This is a genomic window from Fictibacillus sp. KU28468 (assembly GCF_026153615.1).
GTDB classification, from domain to species: Bacteria; Bacillota; Bacilli; order Bacillales; family Fictibacillaceae; genus Fictibacillus_C; species Fictibacillus_C marinisediminis.
In genome coordinates this window covers 1,357,837-1,382,957 of sequence record NZ_CP110666.1, presented here as the reverse complement: position 1 = coordinate 1,382,957, position 25,121 = coordinate 1,357,837, and the positions used below count along the sequence as shown (strand labels likewise).

At 44.1% G+C, this 25,121-nt stretch carries 30 protein-coding genes, 1 riboswitch and 1 other annotated feature; of the genes, 16 read left to right on the top strand and 14 right to left on the bottom strand.

The features are described 5' to 3' along the window. Nucleotides 1-12: 12 nt before the first annotated feature. The 3 genes from leuS to OKX00_RS07130 all read right to left on the bottom strand — a co-directional run bounded on the left by leuS (nucleotide 13) and on the right by OKX00_RS07130 (nucleotide 4,711). Nucleotides 13-2,430 (bottom strand): leucine--tRNA ligase, encoded by a 2,418-nt coding sequence (gene leuS / locus OKX00_RS07140; protein WP_265409936.1) that lies wholly within the window; start codon nucleotides 2,428-2,430, stop codon nucleotides 13-15. A gap of 80 nt (nucleotides 2,431-2,510) precedes the next feature. Beyond that, nucleotides 2,511-2,747 (bottom strand) — a binding site (T-box leader). A 79-nt stretch (nucleotides 2,748-2,826) separates the two neighbouring features. Continuing rightward, nucleotides 2,827-3,504, bottom strand: coding sequence for a site-2 protease family protein (locus OKX00_RS07135; RefSeq protein WP_062233662.1), 678 nt, complete (start codon nucleotides 3,502-3,504; stop codon nucleotides 2,827-2,829). Nucleotides 3,505-3,517: 13 nt separating this feature from the next. Continuing rightward, nucleotides 3,518-4,711: an MDR family MFS transporter gene (locus tag OKX00_RS07130; RefSeq protein ID WP_265409935.1), complete on the bottom strand. Its 1,194-nt coding sequence runs from the start codon at nucleotides 4,709-4,711 to the stop codon at nucleotides 3,518-3,520. A 534-nt stretch (nucleotides 4,712-5,245) separates the two neighbouring features. Between OKX00_RS07130 and OKX00_RS07125 the strand changes: the two genes are divergently transcribed. After that, nucleotides 5,246-6,208, top strand: a complete 963-nt coding sequence (locus OKX00_RS07125; protein WP_265409934.1) for a tRNA modification radical SAM protein MnmL/YtqA — start codon at nucleotides 5,246-5,248, stop codon at nucleotides 6,206-6,208. Beyond that, nucleotides 6,205-6,777, top strand: coding sequence for a tRNA 5-(aminomethyl)-2-thiouridylate-methyltransferase MnmM (locus OKX00_RS07120; protein ID WP_091003770.1), 573 nt, complete (start codon nucleotides 6,205-6,207; stop codon nucleotides 6,775-6,777). Before OKX00_RS07125 ends, OKX00_RS07120 begins: the two co-directional genes overlap by 4 nt. Nucleotides 6,778-6,816: 39 nt before the next feature. On the opposite strand, the gene OKX00_RS07115 is transcribed toward OKX00_RS07120, so the two are convergent. Together OKX00_RS07115 and OKX00_RS07110 are read right to left on the bottom strand one after the other, a co-directional pair. Further along, the gene (locus OKX00_RS07115; protein WP_265409933.1) at nucleotides 6,817-7,881 is read right to left on the bottom strand and encodes a tetraprenyl-beta-curcumene synthase family protein; all 1,065 of its coding nucleotides are present in this window, start codon (nucleotides 7,879-7,881) and stop codon (nucleotides 6,817-6,819) included. 30 nt (nucleotides 7,882-7,911) lie between these two features. Continuing rightward, the gene (locus tag OKX00_RS07110) at nucleotides 7,912-8,691 is read right to left on the bottom strand and encodes an alpha/beta hydrolase (protein WP_265409932.1); all 780 of its coding nucleotides are present in this window, start codon (nucleotides 8,689-8,691) and stop codon (nucleotides 7,912-7,914) included. Between the two features lie 232 nt (nucleotides 8,692-8,923). Between OKX00_RS07110 and OKX00_RS07105 the strand changes: the two genes are divergently transcribed. Continuing rightward, entirely contained in the window at nucleotides 8,924-9,442 is a 519-nt protein-coding gene (locus OKX00_RS07105; protein WP_053357492.1) for a gamma carbonic anhydrase, read from the top strand. Here the strand turns inward: OKX00_RS07105 and OKX00_RS07100 are convergent. Next, a complete protein-coding gene (locus tag OKX00_RS07100; RefSeq protein WP_265409931.1) occupies nucleotides 9,415-9,852 on the bottom strand; it encodes a VOC family protein in 438 nt (145 codons plus the stop codon). The two genes, OKX00_RS07105 and OKX00_RS07100, sit on opposite strands and share 28 nt — an antisense overlap. A gap of 137 nt (nucleotides 9,853-9,989) precedes the next feature. Between OKX00_RS07100 and OKX00_RS07095 the strand changes: the two genes are divergently transcribed. The 5 genes from OKX00_RS07095 (at nucleotide 9,990) to OKX00_RS07075 (ending at nucleotide 11,948) form a co-directional block, all read left to right on the top strand. Continuing rightward, a complete protein-coding gene (locus OKX00_RS07095; protein ID WP_256226337.1) occupies nucleotides 9,990-10,202 on the top strand; it encodes a spore coat associated protein CotJA in 213 nt (70 codons plus the stop codon). A gap of 6 nt (nucleotides 10,203-10,208) precedes the next feature. After that, nucleotides 10,209-10,472, top strand: coding sequence for a spore coat protein CotJB (locus OKX00_RS07090; protein WP_265409930.1), 264 nt, complete (start codon nucleotides 10,209-10,211; stop codon nucleotides 10,470-10,472). A 24-nt stretch (nucleotides 10,473-10,496) separates the two neighbouring features. Further along, nucleotides 10,497-11,066, top strand: coding sequence for a manganese catalase family protein (locus OKX00_RS07085; RefSeq protein WP_265409929.1), 570 nt, complete (start codon nucleotides 10,497-10,499; stop codon nucleotides 11,064-11,066). Nucleotides 11,067-11,211: 145 nt separating this feature from the next. Beyond that, on the top strand, nucleotides 11,212-11,763 hold the full coding sequence (locus OKX00_RS07080) for a phosphatase PAP2 family protein (protein WP_265409928.1): 552 nt from the start codon (nucleotides 11,212-11,214) through the stop codon (nucleotides 11,761-11,763). Nucleotides 11,764-11,780: 17 nt separating this feature from the next. Continuing rightward, nucleotides 11,781-11,948, top strand: coding sequence for a hypothetical protein (locus OKX00_RS07075; protein WP_265409927.1), 168 nt, complete (start codon nucleotides 11,781-11,783; stop codon nucleotides 11,946-11,948). Between the two features lie 329 nt (nucleotides 11,949-12,277). Here OKX00_RS07075 and metK read toward each other — a convergent pair whose 3' ends face one another. Beyond that, nucleotides 12,278-13,477 (bottom strand): methionine adenosyltransferase, encoded by a 1,200-nt coding sequence (metK, locus tag OKX00_RS07070; protein ID WP_062233635.1) that lies wholly within the window; start codon nucleotides 13,475-13,477, stop codon nucleotides 12,278-12,280. Between the two features lie 180 nt (nucleotides 13,478-13,657). Beyond that, a riboswitch (SAM riboswitch) is annotated at nucleotides 13,658-13,789 on the bottom strand. Nucleotides 13,790-14,072: 283 nt separating this feature from the next. Between metK and pckA the strand changes: the two genes are divergently transcribed. The 3 genes from pckA to OKX00_RS07055 all read left to right on the top strand — a co-directional run bounded on the left by pckA (nucleotide 14,073) and on the right by OKX00_RS07055 (nucleotide 17,693). Beyond that, nucleotides 14,073-15,656 carry a phosphoenolpyruvate carboxykinase (ATP) gene (gene pckA / locus OKX00_RS07065; protein ID WP_265409926.1) on the top strand — a complete coding sequence of 528 codons (1,584 nt, stop codon included), beginning with the start codon at nucleotides 14,073-14,075 and terminating at the stop codon, nucleotides 15,654-15,656. Nucleotides 15,657-15,823: 167 nt separating this feature from the next. Continuing rightward, on the top strand, nucleotides 15,824-17,098 hold the full coding sequence (locus OKX00_RS07060; protein WP_265409925.1) for an MFS transporter: 1,275 nt from the start codon (nucleotides 15,824-15,826) through the stop codon (nucleotides 17,096-17,098). Beyond that, nucleotides 17,052-17,693, top strand: a complete 642-nt coding sequence (locus OKX00_RS07055) for a TetR/AcrR family transcriptional regulator (protein WP_265409924.1) — start codon at nucleotides 17,052-17,054, stop codon at nucleotides 17,691-17,693. The genes OKX00_RS07060 and OKX00_RS07055 overlap by 47 nt, the downstream gene beginning before the upstream one ends. Here the strand turns inward: OKX00_RS07055 and OKX00_RS07050 are convergent. Next, nucleotides 17,682-18,482, bottom strand: coding sequence for an alpha/beta hydrolase family protein (locus OKX00_RS07050; protein ID WP_265410491.1), 801 nt, complete (start codon nucleotides 18,480-18,482; stop codon nucleotides 17,682-17,684). The genes OKX00_RS07055 and OKX00_RS07050 overlap by 12 nt on opposite strands. A 145-nt stretch (nucleotides 18,483-18,627) precedes the next feature. Between OKX00_RS07050 and OKX00_RS07045 the strand changes: the two genes are divergently transcribed. Genes OKX00_RS07045 through OKX00_RS07035 form a run of 3 tightly spaced genes read left to right on the top strand, consistent with a single transcriptional unit; the run spans nucleotide 18,628 to nucleotide 21,211 of the window. After that, nucleotides 18,628-19,617, top strand: a complete 990-nt coding sequence (locus tag OKX00_RS07045; RefSeq protein ID WP_265410490.1) for an ABC transporter substrate-binding protein — start codon at nucleotides 18,628-18,630, stop codon at nucleotides 19,615-19,617. A 27-nt stretch (nucleotides 19,618-19,644) separates the two neighbouring features. Continuing rightward, nucleotides 19,645-20,424: an ABC transporter ATP-binding protein gene (locus tag OKX00_RS07040; protein WP_062233630.1), complete on the top strand. Its 780-nt coding sequence runs from the start codon at nucleotides 19,645-19,647 to the stop codon at nucleotides 20,422-20,424. After that, on the top strand, nucleotides 20,411-21,211 hold the full coding sequence (locus tag OKX00_RS07035) for an ABC transporter permease (RefSeq protein ID WP_265410489.1): 801 nt from the start codon (nucleotides 20,411-20,413) through the stop codon (nucleotides 21,209-21,211). The genes OKX00_RS07040 and OKX00_RS07035 overlap by 14 nt, the downstream gene beginning before the upstream one ends. Before the next feature lie 49 nt (nucleotides 21,212-21,260). On the opposite strand, the gene ytkD is transcribed toward OKX00_RS07035, so the two are convergent. The 3 genes from ytkD to OKX00_RS07020 form a co-directional block, all read right to left on the bottom strand. After that, on the bottom strand, nucleotides 21,261-21,737 hold the full coding sequence (gene ytkD / locus OKX00_RS07030) for an RNA deprotection pyrophosphohydrolase (RefSeq protein WP_091003750.1): 477 nt from the start codon (nucleotides 21,735-21,737) through the stop codon (nucleotides 21,261-21,263). Nucleotides 21,738-22,136: 399 nt separating this feature from the next. Then, complete coding sequence (locus OKX00_RS07025; protein WP_265409923.1) at nucleotides 22,137-22,655, bottom strand: hypothetical protein; 519 nt, start codon at nucleotides 22,653-22,655, stop codon at nucleotides 22,137-22,139. 218 nt (nucleotides 22,656-22,873) lie between these two features. Continuing rightward, complete coding sequence (locus tag OKX00_RS07020; RefSeq protein ID WP_265409922.1) at nucleotides 22,874-23,143, bottom strand: holin; 270 nt, start codon at nucleotides 23,141-23,143, stop codon at nucleotides 22,874-22,876. Nucleotides 23,144-23,368: 225 nt separating this feature from the next. On the opposite strand from OKX00_RS07020, the gene OKX00_RS07015 reads away from it, so the two are divergent. Continuing rightward, the gene (locus tag OKX00_RS07015) at nucleotides 23,369-23,581 is read left to right on the top strand and encodes a hypothetical protein (protein ID WP_053357477.1); all 213 of its coding nucleotides are present in this window, start codon (nucleotides 23,369-23,371) and stop codon (nucleotides 23,579-23,581) included. Nucleotides 23,582-23,619: 38 nt separating this feature from the next. On the opposite strand, the gene abbA is transcribed toward OKX00_RS07015, so the two are convergent. The 3 genes from abbA to OKX00_RS07000 all read right to left on the bottom strand — a co-directional run bounded on the left by abbA (nucleotide 23,620) and on the right by OKX00_RS07000 (nucleotide 24,331). Next, nucleotides 23,620-23,802, bottom strand: coding sequence for an antirepressor AbbA (gene abbA, locus OKX00_RS07010; protein ID WP_053357476.1), 183 nt, complete (start codon nucleotides 23,800-23,802; stop codon nucleotides 23,620-23,622). 77 nt (nucleotides 23,803-23,879) lie between these two features. Continuing rightward, a complete protein-coding gene (locus tag OKX00_RS07005; protein ID WP_053357475.1) occupies nucleotides 23,880-24,062 on the bottom strand; it encodes a Fur-regulated basic protein FbpA in 183 nt (60 codons plus the stop codon). A gap of 101 nt (nucleotides 24,063-24,163) precedes the next feature. Next, a complete protein-coding gene (locus OKX00_RS07000) occupies nucleotides 24,164-24,331 on the bottom strand; it encodes a hypothetical protein (RefSeq protein ID WP_156316348.1) in 168 nt (55 codons plus the stop codon). A gap of 167 nt (nucleotides 24,332-24,498) precedes the next feature. Between OKX00_RS07000 and OKX00_RS06995 the strand changes: the two genes are divergently transcribed. Then, nucleotides 24,499-25,113 carry a DNA-3-methyladenine glycosylase gene (locus OKX00_RS06995; RefSeq protein WP_062233622.1) on the top strand — a complete coding sequence of 205 codons (615 nt, stop codon included), beginning with the start codon at nucleotides 24,499-24,501 and terminating at the stop codon, nucleotides 25,111-25,113. Nucleotides 25,114-25,121: the final 8 nt, after the last annotated feature.

Genomic DNA, 25,121 nt, shown 5'->3' with positions numbered 1-25,121 from the left:
TCAAAGTCTTTATTAATTGGCTACGATGTTTACGAGCTTGCCAGGAACCGCAATCACTTTACGGACCGTTTTGCCTTCGATGCTGCTTTGAACCGCATCGCTATCCATCGCTGCCTGCTCCATGTCTTCTCTAGTTATATCAGCCGGTACGCTAAGCTTAGCTTTTACTTTACCGTTGATCTGTACAACGATTTCCACTTCTTTTTCCACTAGTTTCGCTTCGTCCCACACCGGCCATGATTCGTATGCGATAGACCCGCTGTGCCCTAGTTTTTCCCATAACTCCTCAGCAATATGCGGAGCGATCGGGGAAAGCAGCTTCACAAACCCTTCAGCAGCATACTTCGGAAGAACGTTTTGCTTATTCGCTTCGTTAACGAATACCATCAATTGAGAGATTCCTGTGTTAAAGCGAAGCCCCTCAAAATCTTCGGTGATCTTTTTCACCGTTTGATGATATACACGTTCAAAGGAATCTGTACCATGCTGATCTTGAATGGACGTGTTAAGCTCTCCATTATCCGCAACAAGCAGACGCCATACACGGTCAAGGAATCTGCGGGATCCGTCCAAGCCGGTCGTACTCCATGCGATGGATGCATCCAGCGGTCCCATGAACATTTCATACATACGCAGAGTATCTGCTCCGTGGGAAGCTACGATTTCATCCGGGTTAACCACATTTCCTTTGGATTTACTCATTTTTTCATTGTTCTCACCGAGAATCATTCCCTGGTTGAACAACCGCTGAAACGGCTCTTTTGTGGAAACTACGCCCAGATCGTAAAGAACCTTATGCCAGAATCGCGCGTACAGCAAGTGAAGTACCGCATGCTCTGCACCGCCGATATAGATGTCCACCGGCAGCCAGTGCTTGATTTTCTCTGGATTTGCTAAAGCTTCACTGTTTTTAGGATCGATGTACCTTAGATAGTACCAGCAGCTTCCTGCCCATTGCGGCATGGTATTCGTTTCACGGCGTCCTTTCTTGCCGGTTTCCGGATCAACGACATTCACCCAGTCTTCTACGTTAGCTAAAGGAGATTCACCTGTGCCGGACGGCTTGATCTCTTTGACGATTGGCAAGCGCAGCGGAAGCTCTTCTTCTGGGACGTGTGTCATTGTTCCATCTTCCCAAAGGATGATTGGGATTGGTTCTCCCCAATAACGCTGGCGGGAGAACAGCCAGTCACGCAAACGGTACGTGATTTTCTTTTCACCCTTGTTATTCTCTACAAGCCAGCTGTTCATTTTCTCAATGGCTTCTTCTTTTTCAAGACCGTTCAAGAAATCCGAATTAACATGTTTGCCGTCGCCTGCGTAGGCAGCTGTCTGTACGTCTCCGCCTTCTACGACTTCGATAATCGGAAGGTCAAATTTCACAGCAAATTCATGGTCACGCTCATCATGCCCAGGAACGGCCATGATCGCCCCTGTACCATAGGTTGCAAGTACATAATCAGCGATCCAGATTGGCACCTTCTTGCCGTTTACCGGATTAACGGCATATGCGCCTGTGAACACACCGGTTTTTTCTTTGGCAAGCTCTGTACGCTCAAGATCGGATTTGGTTGCGACATCATTTTTATATTGTTCTACTGCTTCACTCTGCTCTTCTGTTGTAATCTCATTCACATAAGAGTGCTCAGGAGCAAGGACAAGGTATGTCGCCCCAAATAGCGTATCCGGACGAGTCGTAAACACCGTTACCTGTTTGTCATGTCCGTCAATTCCAAAATGAACTTCCGCACCTTCTGAACGGCCGATCCAGTTTCTTTGCATCTCTTTCAAGCTTTCAGGCCAATCAAGCTCTTCCAAGTCTTCAAGCAAACGGTCCGCATAAGCCGTAATTTTCAGCATCCACTGTCTCATCGGCTTACGGACGACGGGATGTCCGCCCCGCTCGCTCTTGCCGTCGATGACTTCTTCATTGGCAAGTACTGTGCCAAGCGCCTCACACCAGTTAACAGGCACTTCATCAACATAGGCCAATCCTTTTTTATACAGCTGGATGAAAATCCACTGTGTCCATTTGTAGTATTCCGGATCAGTTGTGTTTACTTCACGGTCCCAGTCATAAGAGAAGCCTAACTCTTTGATCTGGCGACGGAATGTATTGATGTTCTTTTCAGTAAACTCGGCAGGGTCATTACCGGTATCAAGTGCATATTGCTCAGCCGGAAGACCGAACGCATCCCATCCCATTGGGTGAAGCACGTTATAATCCTGCATGCGTTTCATTCGGGAGAGGATGTCCGTTGCTGTGTAACCTTCCGGATGTCCTACGTGAAGACCGGCTCCAGACGGGTAAGGAAACATATCCAGTGCATAAAATTTCTTCTTGGAGTATTCCTCTTCCGTTTTGAACGTTTTATTCTTTTCCCAGTACTGCTGCCATTTCGGCTCAATCTTTTTGTGATCGTAATGCATATTTTCTCTTCCTCCCTGTCACTCACATTCATCCTTTAGCAAATTAAAGGCAAAATAAAAAACCTTCCGCCCCTAAATCATTCAGGGACGAAAGGTTGTGTTTATGTCATCATAACCTGCCGCGGTACCACCCACATTAGCGCAAAAGAACACGCTCGCTCATTGGTCCCTTAACGCGGGTGTACGGCAAAAGCTAAAGCTTTCTTTTCACTTTTGCAACTACAAGGTGAGTTCAAAAAGGTTCAGGGTTGACTTGCACCGTCCGTCAACTCTCTAGATCCCTCTGCTTTTTTACTGATCCTTATCATCGTAATTACCATATTTAACTTGTATTGTATGAATTCAAACGTAAAATGTCAAGTCTGTTTGCTACTCAGCTTAGCCCTTTTTTCCTAGTTATATACCAGATTCAAAGAATGGCCGGATCAAGCTGTCCACCAAGTTCGCCACATAAGGAACGATCGTATTAAAAATCGGATAGATGGTATATCTGTCCAGCGGTGTAATGATGAGGATCAAAAAAATGATCACACCAATATGTTCATATTGAATCATCTTGGCTCTGATTCGGTTAGGTGCCAAATCTTCCAGTACACGGTAGCCATCCAAAGGCGGGATCGGCAATAAATTAAACACAAACAGCAGAACATTCAAATAAACGAGCATATTGATCATCTTGTCGATAAAGTCGACTCCCTTTTCCGGCACACTGTCCACTACACCGGTTGAAAAGAGGGCATAAAAGATGATAACTCCTATTATTGCGATTAAAATATTGCTCAGAGGTCCGGCGATCGATACGAGAATGCTATATAAATGAGGACGTTTAAAATTCCTGCGGTCCACAGGCACTGGCCGGGCCCAGCCGAAACCGGCGATCAATAAAAGGATCGTACCGATCGGATCAAGGTGGGCAACAGGTGAGAGCGTCAAGCGCCCCTGGTCTTTAGCCGTAGAATCACCGCACAGATACGCCGCATAAGCATGAGCAAATTCATGAACCGTAAACGCAATAACCAATGAAATAATGACAAAAGGCATCTCTTGTAAGTTAAAAGCCAAGAAGTTTTCCATTCAGCTCTCCTATCTAACCTGTCTTTTTCTGTGAAAGACCTCCAACAGCAATCTTCCGGTCATAGATTTGAGTAAGCACAATACTGATCATAAACAAAACAAAAATTACCCCGAAAACAGTCTTCATTCCCCAAACATCAGCAAGAATGCCGCCAAAAGACGGGCCGATCATCCGCCCCGCCGTCGCCGTACTGTTGACGATTCCCTGATAAAAACCTACCCTTCCTGCCGGAGCCAGATCATTGGCGATGGACGGCACACCCGGCCAGACAAACATTTCACCTATCGTCAAAATAACCATGGCTCCCATAAAACCTGAGAATGCTTCGGCACGGCTGACCGTTACAAATGAAACAATAAAAATAAGATAGCCTACGAGAATTTGAGTTTTCGTTGAAGTAATCCAGTGTTTTAATATGTAGGCCAGCACGGGCTGCAGCAATACGATCAATGCTCCGTTGACCGTCCAAAGCAAGCTGTACAGCTTCAGGCTGATACCTGCTTCCTGCGTGAAAACGGCGATGGTCGATTGCCATTGCACATAGCTGATCCAGGCCAGCAAGTAACCGCCGCACAAAATCAGGAGCCCGGTAAAGACGGTTTTGTTCTTAATCTTAGAATCTTGCGTTAAAATCGTTTCTGGCGAAATTTCGGAAGCTTTATTGCTGATTCCTTTATACCCAAACAGAACGAGCAGGAAAAACAGCGCACAAAGCAATGCGTTACCCATAAAAGACCATTGAAAGGAATAGGAAGCAACAAACCCACCACATGCCGCACCGGCAGCAACACCGACGTTCTGAGCGACATAGATGGCGTTAAACGCTTTTCTTCCTCCTTCTTTCCAAACGGTTCCCGCCATCGCGTACATCGATGGAAAAGTAATACCCATGCCAAAACCGATAACAGCCAGCAGAGAAGCGTAGAACATAAAACCATGATAAAAAACAAGCATAATAAGGGCTGCCAATGTGACAGATACACCAGTGAGTATGGCTCTGTATCCCCCAAGGCGGTCAAACACCAGACCCCCGGCAAGATTCCCAAGAACCCCCGCTCCTGAGTTACACATGAGCACGATGCCGGCGACAGTCAATGACTTGTCTAGATGCTCATGGATATAAATGGTATTCACCGGCCACAAAAACGATGCTCCCGTTACATTCAGGACCATTCCAATCACCAGCAGCCAAAGCGGTCTAGGCAATCAAAGCCCTCCTAACAAGAAAGAAATACCCCTAAGTATTGTAGAGCTTTTTATGCCCGGTGACAATCCGCAGACACGCCTTTTCCCATAAACAGCTCTTTTTCTTCCTGTTGGAGATTTGCTTCCCCCGTGCTAAAATGGCTTGTAGTGTGTAAGAAGGGGCTTGGGTAGCCAGGTATTGGTGTTTGAGTGCCTGGCAGGTTGGCGGCTGGGCGGTGTTTTTTTGCATGGCGCCCGAATGCGGGATTACAGCTCAAAACGGCCCTTTCAGCTTTTCTCGATTCAGCTTCAAGGACCTGAGCTTCGGCCGCTTCACTCTCTCACCTCAACACAAAAAGCGTGTTGCTGTGTGAGAGTTCCACCGTCTTTCATCTCAAAACGGCCCTTTCAGCTTTTCTGATCCAGCTTCAGCGCCCAGCTCCTCGAGCACTTCACCCCCTCAATGCAACACAAAAAGCGTGTTGCTATTCAGGAGTTCCACCGCTTTTCGGAGCTAAACGGGCGCTTCAGCTTTTCTAACTAAGGAGTGACACAATGTCTCAATCGATTATTCCCGCCCATTATGGCGATAAACGTTTTTATACATGGAATCAGCATCTGCGGAGTCATTTTAATGAGAAGATTATTAAGATTCCGCTGGATGGCGGGTTTGACTGCCCGAACCGTGACGGGAAAGCTGCTTATGGCGGCTGTACGTTCTGTTCTCAGAGCGGGTCCGGTGATTTTGCCGGAGACCGGCGGGATGACTTGATCACCCAGTTCAACACCGTGAAAGAACGCATGCACCGTAAATGGAAAAAGGGGAAATATCTTGGGTATTTTCAAGCCTTCTCCAACACGTACGCACCAGTTGAAAAACTTCGCGAAATGTTTGAGACGGTCTTGGAACAGGAAGGTGTAGTTGGCCTTGCGATCGCGACCCGCCCGGATTGTCTCCCTGATGATGTAGTCGAATATCTCGCCGAGCTGAACGAACGGACCTATCTATGGGTGGAGCTTGGTCTGCAAACGGTCCATGAACGGACTGCTCTGCTTATTAACCGTGCACACGATTATCAAACGTATGTTGATGGCGTTAATAAGCTCCGTAAGCATAATATTCGTGTATGCTCCCACATTATTAACGGGCTTCCCCTGGAAACACCAGAAATGATGATGGAAACCGCGAAGGAAGTCGCCAAGCTCGATGTGCAGGGCATAAAGATCCATCTGCTGCACTTGTTGAAAAAAACGCCGATGGTAAAGCAATATGACCATGGAAAGCTGGAATTTTTAGATTTTGATACGTATGTCGGGCTCGTTTGCGACCAGCTCGAAATCCTTCCCCCTGACATGATGATCCACCGTCTCACTGGTGACGGACCGCCTGATCTGCTGATCGGGCCGATGTGGAGCATGAACAAGTGGAAAGTACTGAATGCCATTGAATCCGAAATGAAACGCAGGGACAGCTTTCAAGGGAAATTTTATAAAAAGGAAACGGTACAACCACTATGAAGATCCAGGGTATACTTCCGTTTGCACGGACATTGCTGGAAAGTGCGGCTGTAAAAGGCAGTGCTGTCATTGACGCCACATGCGGGAATGGCCATGACACATTATTCCTTTCTCGCCTCGTCGGTATCGAGGGCAATGTTTTTGGTTTTGATATACAGGAAGAGGCGATTGAAAACACTAGAAAACGTCTGCTGGAGCATGAGGCCGAAGATAATGTAACGCTTTTTAACACCGGACATCATCATATGAAATCATATATCCCAGATTCGTTTCACGGGAAAATTGCCTGTGCTGTTTTTAATCTCGGCTATTTGCCTGGCGGAGATAAAGAAATTGTAACTCAGAGTGAATCCACCATCGAAGCCATAAATCAGCTTTTTGACCTGCTGGCACCGGGAGGCCTTGCTGTATTGGTGATCTACCACGGACACCCGGAAGGAAAAGTGGAAAAAGACGCAGTCATGGAATATGCTCAAGGCCTCGATCAGCAAATGGCTCATGTCCTGCAGTACGGATTCATCAACCAAAAGAACGATCCTCCCTATATTGTCGCCATTGAGAAAAGATAAAAAGGAGTGGAAGCTGCCGCAGCAGTTTCCGCTCCTTTTTTAGATGGAAGGTCTTAATCTTTGCATTAGTCTTCGGTTCATATAGAAAAAGAGAGTATAGCTTCCGCCCATTCTCATGATTTTCCCTGCCGTCTTTTTAATTCCCGGATGGCGGTCGACTTTTTGGTCAGCCAGATAGATGCCTAATAGACCACGGTTGATCAATTTATGAAACTTGCGGTCTGGCAGGCGGTCAATGCTGTTATCCGCTTGCTGGACGAAATGACCAAACCGCTCAAGAAGCTGATTGCCATTTTCGTAATATGAGCAAAAATTAAGGTCGCCGCCCTCTTTATCTTCTTCCTGATCCACAAAATAGTCGAGCAGTATATGAAGGCCTTGCACCCACGGAAAGTAGCCGTTCTTAATGACTTTCACTTGTTCCTTCGTAAGGTTTTGCTGTGATGCATACGAAACGAGGCAAAAAATACCGAGCGTTGAACCTGTACAAGCTGAAAACTCATACCAGCTCATCGCTGGGATAGAATCTTTATGGCTGCTGAACCAAGCCTGCAGCCGCGGAACTCTTTCTTCAATGATCACGTGCTTATGTATTTGCAGATCACAATAATAGTGAGCCAAATCAAGCAATGAATCCGAGATTGAATCGTAATGCGGTATTTCACTAAGAATGTTCTGACAGGTTTGAACAAGGCTCCATAAATAATCCCCGTCATTCTGATCATCCCTCATGCGATAATAATTTTTGCGGTCTGTACCCGGTGTAAGCGCATGGATCATGGATTCGTGAAGAGCCTCAAAATCCAGCGGGTCCAGCGATGTGCTTCTGTCACAAAGATTATCCAGATAGTCGCTGATCGTCTGATAAGCCACTACAAATTCGATCACTCTTTTTCTTTGATCTCCGGCCAGGAGGGCCAGAATCGCTCCTCCCTGGCAGTGAAATTCCTTCGTATCAATGCTCATCAACGCTTGTTTTCTAAGTTCATCGTTCGGAATCAATTCTGCTTTTTCACGCCATTGTTCAAGAAAGAGAGAAACATCGGGCAGAACATTGCGATAGATGCGATACATTAATGCCCATGGTTGATTCGGTACACTCATTCAATTCCCACCCCTAGCAATTATCAAAAATCAAAAATGCAGATTCAAATAGGATTTAATAAATTTAAACACGTCATCCCTTTCCGGCTCATTCAGTACTTCATGATACAGTCCGGGATATTCTTTGTACATTTTGTCGTGCAGTTCTAACCGGTTAAACCAGTCACGGACAGCCAGTTTGTCGACGATCCGGTCATCTCCTGCCTGAATGACGAGCAGCGGAATGTTTGGAAACCGGCTGGTATGTGTATGGGCCATCTTCATTGCATTCACAAGCTCCCGGTACCATCTGACAGATACACGGTCTACAAGAAGGGTGTCCGTTGAATCCCTGAGCAATACCTGCTCATTCCTTGTTTTATTTACGGGCTCAATGTTTGCAGCAAATTTAACAGATGGCGCCACTTTATTCAATACTCTTGATAAGGTGTCAATTCCCTTTGACGGCTGGCTCGCGAGTCCAAGACATGGAGAAGAAAGAATGATGCCCTTGATATTAAAGGATCTTTCCGTAACCGCACGGATCGAAGCAAGCCCGCCCATGCTGTGTCCGAAGAGAAATACGGGCAGGTAGTAGTGAGCAGCTTCACCAATCCACGTCTCGATGGCCGTGATGTATTCATCAAACGAGTCGATGTGCCCCCTGCGGCGAGTTGTCGTTCCCTGTCCCGGAAGATCTCCCATAAGGACGTGAAAGCCAGCCAGATTAAATTGCTGAATGACCCATTCATAGCGCCCATGGTATTCTCCAGCGCCATGGACCATAATGACGACACCCTTAGCTTCCTCCTTAGTTTCCCACTTCCACATAACCCCATCCCCTTCTCAAAATAATTTTCAATTAATCTTTCATTTGATAGAATAAGTTGAAAAGCTGAGGCGGCTTGGTCAAAAGCGAAGGCTGTTGGAGCTCTTGAACACAAATACGCTTTTTGTATTTTGTGAAAGAGCGAAACGACCAGGCTTTTAGCCGCTGAAGCTGGATCAAGAAAAGCTGAAACGCCTTGTTTTTATTATTTTATACGAAATAGGATGTGATATTTTGATCTACCCTTACAATGGCAAACACCCAGTTATCGCAGAGACTGCCTATATTGCAGATTATGTAACCATTACCGGCGATGTTACGATCGGTGAATACAGCTCTATTTGGTTTAACACGTCGATACGCGGAGATGTTTCTCCTACCATTATCGGCAATAGCGTCAATGTTCAGGATAATTCTGTTCTTCACCAGAGCCCTAATCGGCCTCTTATTCTGGAAGACGGAGTAACCGTTGGGCACAGCGTGATCTTACATAGCAGCATCATACGAAAAAACGCACTGATCGGCATGGGATCTCTTGTACTTGACGGCGCTGAAATCGGTGAAGGAGCGTTTATCGGAGCCGGCAGCCTCGTACCCCCGGGCAAAAAGATTCCGCCGAACACCCTTGCATTCGGCCGTCCTGCCAAAGTGATACGGGAACTGAACGCAGAAGATATTGCCGACATGGACAGGATCCGCCGCGAATACCAAGAAAAAGGGCAATATTATAAATCACTTTCAGAAACAGACTGACGCTCTCCGTTAAATTCTATTAAATTTCCATCTGGATCACTGACATAAACCTGATGCCACGGTGTTTTATTATCCGGCTTATTTAAATAAGGTATTTGATGGTGGTCCAGCTTTTTTAACAGTCTCGGAATATCTGTAACACGGATGGCAAAATGACCATCCCTGCTATCCAATTCATCCGTTCCTCTCAAAGCCTTGCCTTTTGCGTTTGCGATCAAATGAAGCTGTGTTGCCCCAAAATCGTACCAAACACCTGGAAAGCCGAACTGAGGCCGCTCTTTGCTCGCCGAAAAACCCAAGATTCCCTCATAAAAATAAAGTGCTTTTTTCAAATCAGTAACTACTAGTGATACATGATGGACTCCTTCGTACATGGCTTCCCCTTTCTTTCCTCTTAATTTTCCGTTCATCACTTTTCTGTTCTTGATAAATCATACCATAAGATGTTTTCTTATTTAAATTGTAGGCTCTATCCTGATAAAATCCACATAATTACCTCCGTTAGAAAATAATTTAGTAAGAGTACGATTGTCGGAGGTGAAATCCTTTGAAACATGTAAAATCCTATGTTCCTTTCCATAGCAATTTCGATCCATGCCAGCCGATCGGAAGAAAGTATTATTCTACTCCTCCTCACTTATATATGACATTCCAGCCCTATAACCTGCCGCAGTTCTCACCACAGGAAGCATTAAAAAAAGGAACGCTTTGGCCGGTATTTTATGATTACTATGAAAATCCTTATGAAAGAAGGAGTTGATCAGGAATGGAAACAGGCCTTCCAGCTGAGTATTATCAGCTCCTCGAGGAATTACAGGCGGTTGATTTTGTGCTTGTTGAATTAACCCTGTATTTAGATACCCATCCAAATGACACAGCCAGCATCCATCAGTTCAATCATTTCGCCCGGGAACGAAAAAAATTGAAGAAAGCCATTGAGTCAAAATATGGGCCGATGCAGCAATACGGAAACAGTTATTCAGGTGCTCCCTGGGATTGGAACAAAGGACCTTGGCCGTGGCAGGTATAAAAGTAAAACCATGGGAGGGCAACTATGTGGATTTATGAAAAAAAGCTGCAATATCCTGTTAAAGTCAGCACATGCAATCCGAAGCTGGCTAAGTTTTTGGTTGAACAATATGGCGGGGCAGACGGTGAGCTTGCTGCTGCATTACGGTATTTGAATCAGCGGTATACGATCCCTGACAAGGTCATCGGCTTGCTCACCGACATAGGAACAGAGGAGTTTGCCCATCTTGAGATGATTGCCACCATGATCTATAAATTGACAAAGGATGCCACTCCCGAGCAGATGAAGGATGCCGGACTCGATACCCACTATGCCAATCATGACAGCGCGCTCTTTTATCATAATGCAGACGGTGTGCCATTTACTACAGCTTATATTCAAGCCAAAGGAGATCCGATCGCTGACCTGTACGAAGACATTGCAGCAGAGGAAAAAGCACGTGCTACGTATCAATGGCTGATTGACATGTCGGATGATCCAGATCTCAATGACGGGCTGAGGTTTTTGAGGGAAAGAGAGATCATCCACTCCATGCGGTTCCGTGAAGCTGTTGAAATTCTAAAAGAAGAGCGTGATCAAAAGGTTTTCTTTTAACCTCATTTATACCGGAAGCTGCAAACCGCTTGAATTCATCCAGGCGGTTTTTTCATTTATTTACAATTTCTTCACAATGCCTTTAAACAGCGGCAATAAACCTCTTGTAATCTGAAAGGGAAATCGTTATACAAGGAGGACTTCCATGGCAAGAGTAACCGGCTGGATCTATGAAAAGGAATGTGATGTGTTTAAATGGGTGAACGGCAGACTGCAGCACCGTTTGCTGGATAAGTATTTCAATGGGATCACACACATTGGCGGAGCAACGTGCACCATTCTAACTACACTGCTTCTCCTGCTTACCATTCCTGTCGATCTGAAGAAATTTGCTGCTGCAGGAATCCTGTCTCTTATTCTCAGCCATATTCCTGTTGCGATCTCAAAGAAATGCTATCCACGGAAACGCCCTTATCTGATGATCGCGGGTACCAAGACCTTCAGTAATCCGCTGAAAGACCATTCTTTCCCTTCAGGACATACGACCGCAATCTTTTCGGTCATCATCCCGCTCGCTTTCATCCATCCAGGATTGCTTACCATACTGCTTCCGCTCGGGTTGTCTGTTGGCATCTCGCGTATGTATCTCGGCCTTCATTACCCAACCGACGTGCTCGCCGGTATGATCCTCGGGATCAGCTCAGGAATCTTTTCCGTGTTTTTACTCAACGTTTATCTCGTTCCTTACTTTTTATAAAATTTAGGAGGGGTTACATGAAAAAAGCACCACAGGAAAACTGTTTGATGATTGTGCAAGAAATCAGTCCGAATCTCAATCCAAGAATCGCTCTAGCAGCAATCTTCAAGCTTCCTGTATTCATGAAAACCTTTGAGCATAAACCTCCGGATTTAATTGTAAAGGTGCCAGGCACCGGCTTTTGACATATGTCAAAAAGCGGTGCCTGGCACCTTTTCAAAAATAAACACTTAAATCGATTCATAAAATAACAAATCGATAATAAACTAGTCGATGTCAATAATAAATTTAGTTTTTCGATAATAAGTTCTTCTCAAAACTCTACTTACATAAAGAAATTCACTTTGTTACTTGCAAAACCCACGTTATTTCCATATCAAGGGTCGGCTCACCATCATTTCACTCAATAAGTAGTCTCTTTACTCGTAAAACTGGTCAATCATTGCCTCTTTTGATCAAAATAACTTTATTTCAAAAGAAAAACCGGCCCAAAGGCCGGTTTTTTTCAATGTATTTATGCGTTTGCTTGATCTTTAAGTGCTTCTGCTTTATCTGTTTTTTCCCAAGGAAGCTCAACGTCTGTACGGCCAAAGTGTCCGTATGCCGCTGTCTGTTTGTAGATTGGACGGCGAAGGTCAAGCATTTTAATGATTCCCGCAGGACGAAGGTCGAAGTTTTGGCGCACAAGATCAACCAATACTTCTTCAGAAACTTTTCCTGTTTCGAATGTGTTGACAGCGATCGATACAGGCTGTGCTACACCGATTGCATATGCAAGCTGAACTTCTACTTTGTCAGCAAGTCCGGAAGCAACGATGTTTTTCGCTACGTAACGAGCGGCGTACGCTGCAGAACGGTCAACTTTAGTTGCATCTTTACCGGAGAATGCTCCACCACCGTGGCGAGCATATCCGCCATACGTATCAACAATGATCTTACGGCCAGTTAATCCAGCATCACCTTGTGGTCCGCCGATAACGAAACGGCCTGTCGGATTAATGAAGTATTTTGTGTTTTCGTCGATCAATTCTGCAGGTACAACAGGCTTGATGACTTGTTCTTTAATGTCGGCTTGAATTTGCTCAAGTGTAATTTCTGGATGGTGCTGAGTGGAGATAACAATCGTATCGATACGAACCGGTTTGTCATCCTCATCATATTCCACCGTTACTTGAGTTTTACCATCCGGACGAAGGTAAGGAACTTCTTCGGTTTTACGCACTTCAGCCAATCGGCGGGACAGGCGGTGTGCCAAAGAGATCGGAAGCGGCATAAGTTCAGGTGTTTCATTGTTGGCATAACCAAACATAAGACCTTGGTCACCAGCACCGATCGCTTCGATTTCTTCATCAGTCATTGAGCCTTCACGAGCTTCAAGCGCTTGGTCAACACCCATCGCGATATCCGCTGACTGCTCATCAATGGATGTAAGAACTGCGCATGTTTCAGAATCGAAACCGTATTTTGCACGGTCATAGCCGATTTCTTTGATCGTTTCGCGAACGACTTTTGGAATATCAACATAAGTAGATGTGGTGATTTCACCAGCAACAAGCACAAGGCCTGTCGTTACGGATGTTTCACAAGCGACACGTGCGTTCGGGTCGTTTGCAAGGATTTCATCCAGGATCGCATCGGAAATTTGGTCACAAATTTTATCCGGATGCCCTTCCGTAACTGATTCAGATGTAAAAAGACGACGGCTTTTAGACAATTGAAATCCTCCTTCTCTATTGAAAGCATAGAGCAATTTTTTTATAAGATACGGTACTCATTCCTATATGGATACTTTGTTTTGTAAAATATTCAGGTTCAAACTGTTTTAAGACATAAAAAAAGCCTTTCCCTGGACCTAAAATACACGAGGGAAAAGGTCTTATTTCTACGCCTTCACCTCTTATTTTCAAGGTTTTTCACCTTGCAGGTTAGCACCTTTTCACTTCACTGCACAAGATGCATATGTGATGATGAAGTGTCGGTTGCTGGGTTTCATAGGGCCTGTCCCTCCACCTACTCAGAATAAGAGTAGCCGTTCCCGAAATATAATAGCGCAGTTCGACAAACCTGTCAACTTGAAAAGCTATACTCTCCCTCTCCGGCGGGAGTCTGGGAGATCCTTCAAACGGAATTAAGTACCAATTATAAATGAAAGATTATGCTTTTAAAAACAAAGAGCCTGATTTATGAACCAATTTACAATTTGCTAAATAAAATAGTATACATTATTTGTTTCAATGTGTTATACTAATTTCGAATTTACTTACGATATTAATGATAAATATATTTCTTAAAAGGATGGTTTTGCGAACATGAATACGGTTGATTTAACGACGACTTTAGATGACATTCTATCCAGCGCTGCTACTCATGAAAATCTACCTGTACCTATGCTAGTTGAAAAGGCGCTGCTCCGAAATGAAGGCATTTTATCTTCAACCGGTGCTCTCAGGGCCACTACTGGAAAATATACTGGACGTTCTCCCGAAGACAAATTCATCGTGGATGAAGCTAGCACACAAGATAAAATAAACTGGGGCAAAATCAATAAGCCCTTTAACGAAGAGAAATTTGAGCAGCTCTATAAAAAAGTACTTCATTACTTAGGACAAAAAGAGGAATTGTTTGTATTCAAAGGATTCGCTGGTGCCGACCACGCGTACAGGCTGCCTATTCAGGTGATAAATGAATTCGCTTGGCATAACCTGTTTGCCCACCAAATGTTCATCCGTCCGACAGCTGAAGAACTAAAAGGAATCGAAGCGGGGTTCACCGTGGTATCTGCACCAGGATTTCAAGCAGATCCTGCTGTAGACGGGACCAATTCTGAAACCTTCATTATTATATCATTTGAAAAGCGTATCGTGTTGATCGGAGGAACTGAATATGCAGGAGAAATTAAAAAGTCCATCTTCTCAGTGATGAACTACATTCTTCCTGAAAAAGGGATCCTTTCTATGCATTGCTCCGCAAATGTCGGGCAGGAAGGCGATGTAGCTCTGTTCTTCGGATTATCGGGTACCGGGAAAACTACGCTCTCTGCTGATCCGCATCGTTCATTGATCGGGGACGACGAACATGGCTGGGCTAATACTGGTGTTTTTAACATTGAAGGCGGCTGCTATGCAAAATGCATCAACCTCTCTGAAGAAAAAGAACCGCAGATCTGGAATGCGATCCGTTTTGGAAGCGTTCTCGAAAATGTCGTTCTTGACCATGAAACACGCGTAGGTAATTATAGCGAAGGTACGTTGACTGAAAATACTAGGGCTGCCTATCCAATTCAGGCGATTCCGAATATTATCCAGCCAAGTGTTGCTGGTCATCCGAACACGATTATCTTCCTGACAGCTGATGCATTCGGCGTATTGCCTCCGATCAGCAAACTGACAAAAGAACAGGCCATGTATCATTTCCTTTCCGGCTACACGAGCAAACTTGCCGGAACAGAACGAGGAATCACATCTCCTCAAGCGACCTTCTCAACATGCTTCGGTGCACCGTTCCTTCCATTGGATGCAACTGTATATGCCGAAATGCTCGGAGAAAAAATCGATCATCATGAAGTAGAAGTATACCTGGTGAATACCGGATGGTCAGGCGGAGAATATGGTGCCGGCAAGCGCATGAACCTTTCCTACACAAGAGCCATGGTTCAGGCTGCCCTTCAAGGGGAATTAAAATCTGTAGAGACGATAACCGACCCTATTTTTGGACTGCATACACCAGTACATTGCCCAGGTGTTCCTGATCAAGTACTTCAGCCGAAAAAGACTTGGGAGAACCCGGAAGATTACGACCACAAAGCAAAAGAGCTTGCAAGTAAGTTCAAGGAAAACTTCGAAAAATTCAACAATGTGCCAGCAGAAATTAAAAGTGCAGGACCGCTTTGCTAAGTTAAGAAAAACTTTAGAGCCCTGGGCACTAAAGCTAGATCCAAAACTCCTACAAACCGCTTCCCAGCCGAAGCGGTTTTTTTATTTTCCATAAAAAGGTTGAAATCGACACTTATGTCATTTATAATAACGACATAAGTGTCATTTTAATTCCTAGGAGTGATTTCATGGAAAAGAAAGCAGGTAATACATTAAGGCAGAACAAATCTTTTAAGTTTTTAATGTCGGCACAGGTCATTTCCAATCTTGGTGACTGGCTTAGCATCATGGCAATTTTTTCATTGATGGCTTTTAAATGGAACGCCTCACCGCTGGAGATGTCATTTGTCATTATTTCACTTGGACTCCCCATGACGGTTCTTGGACCGGTTGCTGGCGTGATCGCCGATCGCATGAACCGTAAAACCATCATGGTTTGTTCTGATTTTTTCCGCTGTATCATTATTCTTGGTTTGATCGTTGCATCTGTGCCTTGGCATGTGTACATTCTGCTTATTCTTCTGGGAATCTTCTCCTCTCTTTTTACTCCCGCCAAAAGCGGCATGCTGAAAGAAATTGTGTCCGATGACGATATGCAGCAGGCTGCTTCGATCAGCTCTGTCATCCAGGACGCGACGAAGATTATCGGTCCTGCCATCAGCGGATTTTTAGTAACCACGGCTGGAATCAGCAGCGTTTTTATTCTTGATTCAGCCAGCTTTCTCTTGTCCGCTTTGCTGCTGTTCGTGCTTCCAGGTGTTAAACCGCTTCACGTAAAAGAAAAACGCACAAAAGGATCTGTTATATCAGATTTAAAAGAAGGCTTTCAATATATGAAAACAGTACGCTTTATTTTGTTTGGCACTGGTCTCATGTTTGTTTCCATGTTGATCTTGCAGATGGCAGATGCCCAGTTTTCCGTTCTGATCCGATTACTCGAGACGGGCAGCCCGGCATTGGTAGGTCTAGTGGTCACCTGCTCAGGAGTTGGCTTTCTCGTGACCGGCCTATGTTTGACAAAATGGCAGATCAGTTCTCCATGGCTGGCAATGACGATCGGTATCTTCTCGCTTGGAGGCGGTTTTATGATCATGGGATATCTGGCTTCTCTCCAGCTTCCCCACCCATTTATCTGGGCTCCTGCGCTAACCTTCTTAGCTGCCTCAGGCGCAGGTTTAATCTTCATCCCTTTCAATACAGCCGTTCAGAGACTAACACCCGTTCATATGACAGGAAGAGTATTTGGCCTGACGGGAAGCATTATAATGCTAGCGACTCTTATAGGCCCGGTGACTGGCGGATTTGCTGGAAATCAATTCGGAGTGATCTCCGTATTTATTGTTTCTGGCGCTGGACTTGTTACAATAAGCATAGCGGCATTGTTTTTACGAAAATCGATTGAACGGAGCGATCAGTATGTCACCGAAAGTGCCTCACGAGCACAAGGAACAACGACAGCGTGAAATTTTAATGGCATCTAAAAAAGTGTTTGCCCAAAAAGGCTATGAAGCTGCCTCTATTAAAGACATCATGGATGCCACTTCCATCAGCAGGGGCGGAATCTATGCCTACTTCTCAAACAAAGAGCACATCTTTCTTTCTCTATTGGAACAAATGATGGAGGATAACCGCAAGGAGCTGGATGAGCTCCTTCAAAAGAATAATGGATCCGTTTGGAAAACTCTCCTTACCTTATTGGATGACTACAGAAGGGCTGAATACGAAGACACGGAAAATCTTTTTAGTGCGGCAATCGTTGAATATGGAATTACGCATTGGCGAAAACCGGAAAACAGAGATTACATCGAAAAACGATACGAAGGTGCAGCCAGTATTTTTAGCGTTCTAATCCAAAAGGGTGTGGACGCCGGTGAGTTTAATCCGATTGCCCCGGTTGATGATATTAGCCGGTTCATGATTAGCTTTCTTGATGGGCTAGCCATTTCAGCGATTAGTCTGACTCATGACCTCATGCGTACCGGAAAACAGATGGATCTTTTTGAATCCACATTAAAAATGATGCTCAACGTACAAAAGCCGGACTTGTCACAAAGGTGACAGCTCCGGCTTTTCTTTGTTTTGCGTTTTCATCCACTCACAAAAAGCATAGGTTATTTTCCGGTTTTCCTGCGGCGGAAAATGATGAGTATATTGCGGGTAGAACCAGGATTCTACTTTTTTCTTTGGCTCCAGGCATTCTTTCAGCATTAAAGAATGCTTGATTCCAACATTTTCATCACGGCTTCCATGGATTAATAAGAGCGGAACGTTAAGTTCGTCGCAGAAATATACAGGTGAACGTGTCCTATACCCCTCCGGATTTTTAGCAGGTGTTCCGCCGATGACCCTTTTCATCATTTTGCGGAGGTCTACTCGTTCTTCATAGGTAAGGACCATGTCAGAAACGCCTCCCCATATGACGAGTGAGCGGGCTTCAGGAAACTTTAACGCTGTAAAAAACGCCATCGGTCCGCCTCTGGAAAACCCAAAGATATGGAGCTGATCCTGATCAACAGAAGGCAGTGATTGGAGCACCTCAAACGCATGAAATGCATCGCACCGGTCTTCCCCGCAAAAATCTTCACGCCCCTCTCCCCCTTCATTTCCCCGATAAAACGGGGCCATCACAACAAACCCCTGTGAAGCAAGCTGGATGATTCTCGGAATGCGTACCATCCCTACTTTTTTAATCCCTCCCCGTAAATATAAAAATCCAGGAAGAGGCTGTGTCTGATGTTCAGGGATAGCTAACAGCCCTTTTACAGTTAATCCTTCACTCTTATATGTAATCTTGAATAACGTAATCTGTGGATGCGGAGATGGAAATCGTTGTGCATGAGTGATCAGGCTGCTTCCTAACAACGCGCATTCCTCCTTTTTTTCAATAGGCCAACACACAATTTTTCAACTCACATAAAGTATTACATGAAAAGCAAAACTTCATTCGAACATAAAGGAGGCACACCGCTTGAAACGGATAAAAGCTCATATCATGCTCTGCTTAACACTGCTTCTCACTGCCTGTCTGCTATTGTCGGCATGCTCATCTGATAACTCCGAAAAGCAAAAACGCGATAAAGTAAGAATTGCCGAAGTGACCCGCTCCATTTTCTATGCTCCCCAATATGTTGCCATAGAAAAAGGGTTCTTTAAAGATGAGGGAATTGATATCGATTTAAAAACCACTTGGGGCGGCGATAAAACGATGACGACCCTGCTGTCTAACGGAGCTGATATTGCCCTCGTAGGCTCTGAAACTTCCATTTACGTTGATGCCCAAGGCTCCAGTGATCCGGTCATCAACTTTGCACAGCTGACTCAAACGGACGGAACCTTTTTGGTCGCAAGGAAAAAACCAAACTATTTTTCATGGAATCAGTTAAAAGGCAGTACGTTTCTCGGACAGAGGAAAGGCGGAATGCCGCAGATGGCCGGCGAGTTCAGTTTGAAGAAGCACGGCATTGACCCTCATAAAGATGTGAAGCTGATCCAGAACATCGACTTTGCGAATATCGCTAACGCCTTCGCCTCAGGAACCGGCGACTATGTACAGCTGTTCGAACCCCAAGCCAGTCTTTTTGAACAGAAGGGCATCGGCCATGTTGTTGCGTCATTTGGTGAAGAATCCGGCAAACTTCCCTACACTTCTTACATGTCAAAACAAAGCTATATAAAAAAACACGGAGATGTGCTGAAACGCTTTACGAAGGCCCTCTATAAAGCCCAGCTGTATGTTGAAACACATTCTGCAAAAGAAATCGCCACTCTCATTGCTCCGTATTTTGAAGATACATCGGTTGATCTCATCGAAAAGGTAGTCGACCGCTATAAAGGACAGCACAGCTATGCGGTCAATCCGATCCTTGAAGAAGGAGCATGGAGCAACCTGCAAGCCGTTATGAAAGAAGCGGGAGAACTTCCAAAGAAAGCTGATTACAACAAACTGGTTAACACCACTTTTTCCCGTGATGCAACGAAATAAACCATAAATAGTAATGGAGGGATCACAGTGGCCTTCTTACAATTAAAATCGGTTGGTCAAACCTACTTTTCCAAGCATACGGCCACGACTGCACTGGAGGACATCACTCTCTCTGTTTCCGAGGGAGAGTTTGTTTCTTTTCTTGGACCGAGCGGATGCGGAAAATCAACACTTCTATCCATCATCTCGGGACTTCTTAGCCCCACAGCGGGAACCGTTACACTAAGAAATCAGATCATTAAAGAACCTCATCCCAAGATCGGTTATATGCTGCAGCAAGATTACTTGTTTCCTTGGAAAACCATCAAGGATAATATCGTGCTGGGGCTGAAGCTTCAGCATTGCCTTACTGAAGAACGACTACACTATACATTTTCTCTTATGAAGGAAATTGGACTGTACGATACACTCGACAAGTATCCGAGCGAATTATCCGGCGGGATGAGGCAGCGCGTCGCTTTAGTGAGGACACTGGCGACCAATCCCCATATCCTATTGCTGGATGAACCTTTCTCCGCACTAGACTTCCAGACTAAGCTTAAACTGGAGGACCTGGTATCCTCTACGCTCAATGAACATGGCAAAACCGCCATTCTTGTCACACACGATATCGGTGAAGCGATCGCCATGAGCGACCGTATTATCTTGTTTTCCACGAAACCCGGCCGTATCTTCCGGACGTTTCCTGTATCCGGCCATCTGCGTAAGCGCCTGCCGTTCGAAGCCCGCCAGCATCCGGAATACGCGGTCATGTTTCAACAAATTTGGGAGGAGTTGGAGCAAATTGAGCAAAATGATACTGAATAAAGCCCACTCCGACTACTTACTGAATTTGCGCAGAAGAACGATTAAAGTCAGACTTACACAGCTTCTCATCTTTGTTGTATTTTTTGGCTTATGGCAATACAGCTCGGATCATAAATGGATTGATCCTCTCCTCTTTAGTTCCCCTGCAAAAATAGCAGCCTTGCTGGCGGAAAAAATTTCTGACGGAAGCGTATTTGTGCATATTGGCATGACGCTGACAGAGACAGTCATCGGATTCTTGCTAGGAACGCTGATCGGAACATCACTGGCTGCACTGATCTGGTGGTTCCCTTTTCTGTCAAGAGTACTTGATCCGTACCTGGTTATTTTAAATGCCATGCCTAAGGTTGCTATCGGTCCCATCCTGATTGTTGCTCTGGGGCCGAACCTTTCGTCTATCGTTGCCATGGGTGTGTTGATCTCGGTCATTATTACCACAATCGTCATCTACACGTCGTTTACGAATGTTGAACCGAATTATGTAAAGGTCATTCGATCATTCGGCGGCTCTAAATTTCAATGTTTTAAAGAAGTCATCCTTCCCTCCTGCTTCCCTGCCATCATCTCTACCTTAAAAGTAAACGTTGGCTTGTCCTGGGTCGGAGTCATTGTCGGAGAATTTCTTGTATCGAAGGAAGGACTGGGGTACCTCATCATATATGGGTTTCAGGTCTTCAACTTCACGCTCGTACTGATGAGCCTTCTGATTATTGCAATTTTAGCGACGGTCATGTATCAGCTGGTTGAGGCACTTGAAAAGAAATTAATCAAGAACCGTGAATCATAACCAATAGACAAAAAAACAGCAGACTGCTAATACAGCTGCTGTTTTTATTTTATAAAAATTTTTCTTTTGTATGCTGAAGACTCTGAATCAGCACTTGATCCTTCATCATGAAACTGAATTTCCTGCTGCCCTCAAAGGTTTCCGGAATCGTTTCAAAGAATACCGGACCATTTGTTTCATAATAGCGCTCTTTCAGCAATATTTTATCTACGGTAGCGTAATAGATATTTTTTATAATAAGGCCGCCCTTTCCGTCTACCTTGTATTGTCCAAGATAGTGAAGGGAAGATACGTGGCCTCCGGTCTCCTCAAAAACCTCCCGGACTGCAGCCTCATCCGCTGTTTCTCCAGGTTCAACCTTTCCGCCGGGAAACTCAATTCCGCGCCGCGGATGTTCAGTCAAAAGCCATTGGCCTCTGAAACGGCACAGCACCCAGACGTGCTTCGGATCTTTTGAGAACGGGTGATCTTCAAAGGAAAGCTTTACCGTATTATCGTAGTAATCTTTAAAAATTATCGGTTCCATTGTTTAGTTACTCCAAATCCCTAGGTTATGTTCATTGTAAAGAAGGAAGCATGCATTTGTCCAATCTCATAAAAGACTTCATGACTATTATTTTATTTTCGTTTCATTTTTATGAAATGATCTTTAGTAACTCAATGGCGAATGCAGGGGATGGGATTGAAGAGCCAATTGAAAAGCAGATGCGGATAAGCGAACTTTTCCACGTCTGCTTTTCAAGCTCTTCATTTTTTTCCACAAAATCCTGAATCCAACTGTCGTCAGCTATCCCATCCATTCTCCTGAAAAAAACTTGAGTGTCTCTTTCAAGCATCAGAATGCGATGCTTGATAGGAAAGAAATTTTCAACAATATGCTTAACATGGCAAAAGACGCATGAGAGATCTCATGCGTCTTTTGGCATCAGGTCACGGAAGCAAAAGTAATGACCCAATGGCTATTAACTTTTTCAAATCCAAGTGTTATACTATACTCCCCATATAAATCACTCTTATTTTTTTGAATGAGGTGATAAGATGTATCAGATAATTTCTTCAGCTCATAAGGTTTGTCTTTCTCCACCCACGGAGGAAGATCTGTAGGTATGATATACAGTTTACCGTTTTTTTCTTCGAACATTCCATTCACATAATCGCTTGCTACTTTTTTAGAAGCGATGTGGCTCAAATTACGAATAAGTTCCTCTTTACTGGAATAACCTTTCACTTTATATTGATCATCTACTTCAGGAGTAAGCTTATGAATAAATTCCTGGGATAATAATTTGGCATCCGGTTTAGAAGCTTTTATTTCCTCGGCCAGAGCACGCTGTTCCATAAATGATACCTGCTTACCTTTAGAACCAGGTGAATCTGTCAAATAGTTTGGAGAAGCAAAAACAGCCAACATTGCTATTAAAAAACTGGTTGCATAATACTTCACATCGGTTCACCACCCTGTATTTTTTAATAAAATGTGTACTTAAAGTAAAACATTCCTTAAATGGGTCAAAGGAAAACCTCTTTTTCAAACGATTTCATTTTTGGTTGTTAAAGTATTCTTCAATTCTTTATCTAATCCTTGTATTCTTGCTGAAATCACATCTATCTTCTCACACAAAAAAATACGACTATGGCTAAAGTCGTATCATGCAAGACGATCTATCCTGCTTTCCGGTTTACTTTTCCTGAGCTTCTTTTACCCAGTTCATACAATCCAGTAGCGGCAAGTCCAGCGATTCCTCCGGACCATACTCTAAGAACAACCGTCATTTCGGTAAATGGATAAGCAAGGATTCCGACAAATATTCCAATGAAAAAGCTGATTAATGGAATGAATCTTTTCTTTATAGGGAAAGTACATTTTAGCAGCTGTACCAAGCCCGTCACTAGAGGCGTTAAAAGTGAGGCAAACGTCACAATATGTCCCATTCCTCATCCTCCTTTGCTTTTTCATCTTCTTATGTTGATTCACAAACGATAGTTAATAAGTTCAACCCCAAGATTAAAATACCTTCTATATAAAAAAATCTGTATTGTCCTGTACCGCTTCAATACCCGCGCATAAACTAAATTTGTTGGAAACGATTTACGATCCAAGGATTTGTGCATACTAAGCGAGAGATATAGAAACAAAGCATAACAGGAGTGAAATGCATGAGAAGAGAAGATGATTTGTATTTAATAATGCTAGAATCCAATGAACTGACGTGGTGGGAATATGCAAGAAAAGTATCTCCCAATATGCGGCCCAAACAGTACAAAACCTATTGGTCATTTCTAAAAAACAAAGGCAGGCTTCCTAAAAGATTAGTAAAAGAAGCGGAATGGAGAATGGAAGCCCGGCGAAAAGGATTGCTCGATTCATAAAAAATAACCCCTCTCTTAAAAAAGGGGTTATTTTCGTTTCAGTATCCTGTTTTATGTAATACCATAAGCAAGTCGTTCAATTTCTTTACCCGGTCATTTTCCGCTTCTCTTAAACCGAGTTCGATTTCCATCAATTCAGATTGAACCAGTTCTTTCGCATACTTTTGAGTTAACGCAAGGTCTGCCAATAACAGCTTGTCAGCTTCGCACAGTTGATTCATAAAAATCCCTCCCTCCATCTATTATATAGAGATAAAGGGAAAAACGGCGTGTTCAAAATATGGTAATTCCAAAGCCCTTACATGCTAACATTGTCTTTGCCCTGAACAGAACTCCATTCTCTTTCCAATTCGGACAATGTAAATTCTTGCAAAAGCCGGTGTTCCTGCAGAATAAAGCCATGGTGAAGCAACTTCTGGATAAGAAACTGTTTTCGTTTTTCAACCGCCCGACGCAATTGTCCTTGAGGAACATTCATCATTGAACAGGTATCCTTTCGTTTTTATATACAGTTCTCTCCAGCTTTTGCATTTTGCATTCCTTTCAAGATTCAAAAAAATTCCTTCAATAAGACGGATCTCATTATTTAGCCTGCGAATTGCTCCATTCTTCCACTACGGATTGAGGAGCACTCCAGCACAGCCAAGATACCATTGTCTTCAATCCAGACTTGCTAACATACCAATATTCATAGCGTCGTTTCGAAAGGTTTTCATAGATGCCCGTTTTCTTTACTTTTCCATCCATCATTAACGCCTCCCGTCTTTACACTATAGAATTCTACCTTGCCCTCTAACTTCCTTCTTAAAAAATACCCAAAATTCTGACAATTACAAACCTGCAGATACGACAGGGTTCCATTCAAAATAAGGGTATAAAAAGAATAAGCATATGTTTTTCGTACTGGAGGATTACTTATGAATGAGAAACTATTTGAACTCCCTACACTAAAGCTCGCTAAAACATTGTTAGGAATGGAACTGGTTCATCAAACAGATGAAGGGCTGGCCTCTGGCATCATCGCAGAAACAGAAGCCTACATGGGGCCCGAAGATATGGCCGCCCATTCATTTGGAGGCAAAAGAACGCCGCGAACCGAGATCATGTATGCAGAGCCAGGCCATGTTTATGTTTACTTCATTTACGGCATGCATACATGCTTTAATATTGTTTCCGGTCCTCTCCATAAGCCTGAAGCCATCTTGATCCGTGCCCTTGAGCCGAAAGAAGGGATTCCCTTAATGATGCACCGCAGATCCATGAAAATCCCTGTCTTGGAAAACGGAGCCTGGAAACCTGGACAATTAAAAAAACTGACAAACGGTCCAGGAAAGCTGTGCAAAGCGATGGGAATATCGTTAAACGACTACGGGCTGAAACTCAATGCGGAACATCTTTACCTGAAAGAATACAAGACCTTATCTGAAGAAGACATTGTCTCCGGTCCGCGGATTAACGTGGATTATGCAGGAGAGGCGGTTCACTATCCTTATCGTTTTTGGATCAAAGACAACATCTATGTATCAAAATAAAAGAGCAT